We start from the raw sequence: 3,810 nt of genomic DNA, 5'->3' as shown, positions 1-3,810 counted from the left end.
AGCAAAAAGCGGGCGCGATTGGCAACGCTGCCACCGTAGGCATCGCTGCGCTGATTCGTGCCATCCCGCAGAAATTGATCAATTAAATAGCCGTTAGCCCCGTGAATTTCTACCCCGTCAAACCCAGCTTCGCGCGCTCGTTTCGTCGCGTCGGCAAACTGCTGCACCACTCCCGGAATCTCATCGAGTTCGAGCGATCGTGGAGCCACAAATGGCTTCTTACCCAGCGGGGTGTTGATTTCGCCCGCAGGCTGCACCGCCGATGCCGAAACAGGAAGCGCCCCATTCGGCTGAAAATCTGGATGAGAGGCGCGTCCAACGTGCCAAAGCTGCAAGAAGATCCGTCCGCCCTTGGCATGAACCGCATCCGTGACCAATTTCCAGCCCTGAACTTGCTCATTGGTATGAATACCAGGGGTTTCAACCCAGCCGATGCCCTGCGGAGAGATTTGGGTGGCTTCGCTAATAATCAGTCCAGCGCTGGCGCGTTGGGCGTAGTAGTCTGCCATTAGCGTATTGGGGATGCGATCGACCCCTGCACGAGCACGAGTCAAGGGTGCCATAACGAGCCGATTGGGCAGCACGTACGGACCGAGTTGGAGTGGAGTAAACAGATTCGTGGTCATAGTGATTCAGTTCAGTAATGATTCAGTGGAGAAAGTAACAAGGAACTCTAAGGTGGAAATGATGAACGTTGAGGATAGAAATTGAGCCTCCATCATTCAAAATTCATCACTTCCATCGTTGCTACTGAGCGCTATTGAGCGTTGCTGTAGAAGGTGAGACGACCAAACCCAAGGAACTGTCCGACGCCGTTCTCGCCAGCAGGATAGGCAGTGATGCCAAATAGCCGCGTGCCTTCTCGATCGGGGTTACGCTGCGCCTTCAGCGAGATCGTCACAGTCTGACCGGGCTGAATTGGCGGATCGAACACGATCGTGGCGGCGTTGGAGTTGGTGGATTGCGGACCACCGACGCTAGCCAGCGTGGCGGATCGACTGCCGTTGACATACGCCACACTGCGGCTGACATCGAACTCGGTCGCGGCGTCCGGCGCGATCGTCACGGCTTCTAGCGGTGCGCCTGCATCTGCGGGGACCGACAGCGTAAATTCATACGTTGCGCCTGCGATGTAGGTTTGCAGGTTGTCAGTAGCCGTACGAACGAGGCGGGGCACGCGATCGAAAAACGTTTTATCACCCACCTGACCTGCCACTACAGGCGGCACGAATACCGAGGCGGCGAGTAAGCCAGTTAAGGCACTGGCGTTAAGCAAACGAGAGACGACTGTAGACATAATTGACCTCTGTCAAAATTAAGTAGAGATACACAAGTGCCTGTGAAGGGTTAACAGTGAATTGCTGATTCACTGGGGGCTGTAGGCAACGGTTAGGCATCTCAGATACGAAATCGATACGATCGCGGAGACTAGTGAAGACTAGCCTCAAGCGGCAACGATAAATTTATCGATTGTGTTCGATAGCGTGGCTTTGGAGACGGCACCGACCACACGGTCGATCGGCTGCCCCGACTGAAACAGCATCAGCGTGGGAATGCTGCGAATTCCAAACTGAGTAGCCGTTGCAGGGTTTTCATCCACATTCAGCTTTAGAACGGTCAGGCGACCGCTGTACTGAGCTGCCACCTCTTCAACGACGGGACCAACCACGCGACAGGGACCGCACCACGGTGCCCAAAAATCGACGAGAACTGGACCTGTGCTTTCCAAAACCTCGGAGCGAAAAGTCGAATCAGTAACGGATTGAACCGATGACATGGCTAACCTCCTGCTGTCATCTTATTCGATTGTTCGAGAAACTCGAATAATTAGACTATAGCGCTGGTTATGCCATAATGCAAGTATGGAAGAAAACAAGTTAGCCGTGGTTCGTGATTCAGTCGTTCGTGATTCGCGAGACAGCCACCCTACCCTTCTACTTCCTGGTTCCTAGTTCCTAGTCCCTGCTCATGCGACTGCTCTATCATCCAGACAAAAAAGATATCTCTCTAGCAGGCGTGCTGTATGCGCTGGGCGATCCGGTGCGGTTAGAAATCGTCAAGCGGCTGGCAGAAAAAGGCGAGTTGCCCTGCTGCGAGGTGACAGAACAATCGATCGCCAAGTCTACGCTGTCTCACCATTTCAAGATTCTGCGCGATTCTGGCGTGCTCTACTGCCGCAAGGAAGGCACTCAGCACATGAACTCTCTGCGGCGCGACGATTTAGACGATCGCTTCCCCAACTTGCTGACGGTGGTGCTGCAATCAGCCGCACGGGAGGCGAACTTGGCAGCCCATCCGCTGGACACGCTGCTGCCGTCGAGTTAGGTCAGTCGAAAAGGCGGTGCAGCACTCTGCATGCATGGGGTGAGTTGCCTTTAATTGCCCCTACTATTGCCGAATGACGACCAACGGCATCTAAATAGTCTCGAATTGATAGTCTCAAATTGCGTTATGGACGCAATTGCCGCAGCGATCCCGCTTGGCAGTCTCGCAGCCACGATCGCACTGCCTGTGCGGTAACGCTTTGGCTGCTGTCCCTTGGAGGTGTTAGCGGCTGCTGCTCGCCGATGGGATACGTGCCAATCCGCGATCGCATCAGTGCCACTTGCCAACCGTCGGAAGTTTGCGTCAGAAACAGCCAGTGAAACTGCTGCAACTCTGTAATGCGCTGATTGTTATACTGCCGCTCCAGCACGGTAAAAAACACCTGACGCAGCGTTGCATCGTTGGGGGTGGGGTACTCGCTGGAGCCGATTAAAAGTGGGTCTAACTCTGGGCGACCCGCAGAAATTGCGTAGGTCCTGCTGGCTGACGCAAATCGCCGTCCTGTCCGACTGTAGACACGATTAATATAGCCTGGCAGATCCTGCAAAAGCCCCTGAATCAGTGGTTCTAGGGTGCTAGGGCAGACAGTAGCGCGAGAGGCACGGTTGATCTGAAGGGTTGGAGACTGGATGGGTTGGGACGCTGAATCGGCAGGCGCAGCGATGCTGACGATCGCACTGCCAAGCAGCGCTATGTTGACTAAACGACGTGGCGTTAGAGGCAGGTTCATAAACGGGAATTGTGCGATCGCAACGCGTCTAGGCTGATCATAGAGGCAAAGCTGCTTTTCTCACTCCCATTCGATTGGCTCTCCGTCTTCGCGGCTGTTATAGATCGGGTTCGTCATACAGAAAGTCGAATGTTTGGCTAGATTCGGTGAGATGTGACAGTTCTAGATGGGACGGATAGGGAAGATTGGCAAAGAGTTGCGCTTCGAGTAGGGCGCGTTCCTCGGTAGGTAGCGATAGAATTGCCTGAGTCAGGAATTCAACGAGTTGTGTGTTCATGAGTTCTGATTGCGATCGTGCCTTTTTTCATCATGTCTGAAGGGGACGATCGTACTGCCAGATTCTTGAATTGGGGGCGGAGCTTCAGAGCGAAGCTTGAAGCTGCTGAATTAGCTGCTGCGTTACTGGATAATCTGAAAGTTCTGCGGCTCGATTTTCTCGAATCACTTGCTGTAGGAACAACAGAAAATTTTCCAAAACTGTCTGAGTATTGGGATGCTCGTCGCCCAATTTCTCAAACAGGATCGCCAACGCTTGCACATAGAGCGATTCTGCCTCTGAGTAGCGTCCCTGCGACTGGTAGAGGAATGCCAAATTGTTCAGGCTGGTTGCCACATGGGGATGGTCGCTACCTAACTGCCGTTGACTAGGTTGTGTTGACAATTCAGCGAAGTTCAATCAGCAAGGCAGCCAGATAAACAAAGCTCAGAAAATTCTTCGCTTTCTTCTCAAAACGGGAAAAGACGCGGCGAAAGTG

The 3,810-nt window shown here is 53.4% G+C and carries 7 protein-coding genes; 1 reads left to right on the top strand and 6 read right to left on the bottom strand.

Going from position 1 to position 3,810, the window contains the following annotated elements; all coding sequences use genetic code 11:
- The 3 genes from H6F43_RS11665 to trxA all read right to left on the bottom strand — a co-directional run.
- On the bottom strand, window positions 1-626 hold a 626-nt coding region (locus H6F43_RS11665; RefSeq protein WP_190342934.1), incomplete at its 3' end, for an alkene reductase.
- Window positions 627-757: 131 nt separating this feature from the next.
- Window positions 758-1,297 (bottom strand): DUF2808 domain-containing protein, encoded by a 540-nt coding sequence (locus tag H6F43_RS11660; protein ID WP_190342933.1) that lies wholly within the window; start codon window positions 1,295-1,297, stop codon window positions 758-760.
- A gap of 147 nt (window positions 1,298-1,444) precedes the next feature.
- Window positions 1,445-1,777, bottom strand: coding sequence for a thioredoxin (gene trxA / locus H6F43_RS11655; protein ID WP_190342932.1), 333 nt, complete (start codon window positions 1,775-1,777; stop codon window positions 1,445-1,447).
- 191 nt (window positions 1,778-1,968) lie between these two features.
- Here trxA and H6F43_RS11650 point away from each other — a divergent pair, with 191 nt between their 5' ends.
- Window positions 1,969-2,325, top strand: coding sequence for a metalloregulator ArsR/SmtB family transcription factor (locus H6F43_RS11650; protein ID WP_190342931.1), 357 nt, complete (start codon window positions 1,969-1,971; stop codon window positions 2,323-2,325).
- Between the two features lie 124 nt (window positions 2,326-2,449).
- On the opposite strand, the gene H6F43_RS11645 is transcribed toward H6F43_RS11650, so the two are convergent.
- The 3 genes from H6F43_RS11645 to H6F43_RS11635 all read right to left on the bottom strand — a co-directional run bounded on the left by H6F43_RS11645 (window position 2,450) and on the right by H6F43_RS11635 (window position 3,716).
- Window positions 2,450-3,055 carry a hypothetical protein gene (locus H6F43_RS11645; RefSeq protein WP_190342930.1) on the bottom strand — a complete coding sequence of 202 codons (606 nt, stop codon included), beginning with the start codon at window positions 3,053-3,055 and terminating at the stop codon, window positions 2,450-2,452.
- Window positions 3,056-3,152: 97 nt separating this feature from the next.
- Entirely contained in the window at window positions 3,153-3,332 is a 180-nt protein-coding gene (locus H6F43_RS11640) for a hypothetical protein (protein WP_199290296.1), read from the bottom strand.
- Window positions 3,333-3,416: 84 nt separating this feature from the next.
- Window positions 3,417-3,716, bottom strand: a complete 300-nt coding sequence (locus H6F43_RS11635; protein WP_242025527.1) for a tetratricopeptide repeat protein — start codon at window positions 3,714-3,716, stop codon at window positions 3,417-3,419.
- Window positions 3,717-3,810: the final 94 nt, after the last annotated feature.

Source organism: Leptolyngbya sp. FACHB-36, assembly GCF_014695955.1.
Taxonomy (GTDB): domain Bacteria; phylum Cyanobacteriota; class Cyanobacteriia; order Leptolyngbyales; family Leptolyngbyaceae; genus FACHB-36.
The sequence above is the reverse complement of the archived record's forward strand: the minus strand, read 5'-3'. Positions and strand labels throughout refer to the sequence as shown.

Excerpts from the sequence above, each read along its gene's own strand:
- H6F43_RS11640 (WP_199290296.1), bottom strand. The coding sequence starts at position 3,332 with ATGAACACACAACTCGTTGAATTCCTGACTCAGGCAATTCTATCGCTA.
- H6F43_RS11660 (WP_190342933.1), bottom strand. The coding sequence starts at position 1,297 with ATGTCTACAGTCGTCTCTCGTTTGCTTAACGCCAGTGCCTTAACTGGC.
- H6F43_RS11650 (WP_190342931.1), top strand. The coding sequence starts at position 1,969 with ATGCGACTGCTCTATCATCCAGACAAAAAAGATATCTCTCTAGCAGGC.
- trxA (WP_190342932.1), bottom strand. The coding sequence starts at position 1,777 with ATGTCATCGGTTCAATCCGTTACTGATTCGACTTTTCGCTCCGAGGTT.
- H6F43_RS11645 (WP_190342930.1), bottom strand. The coding sequence starts at position 3,055 with ATGAACCTGCCTCTAACGCCACGTCGTTTAGTCAACATAGCGCTGCTT.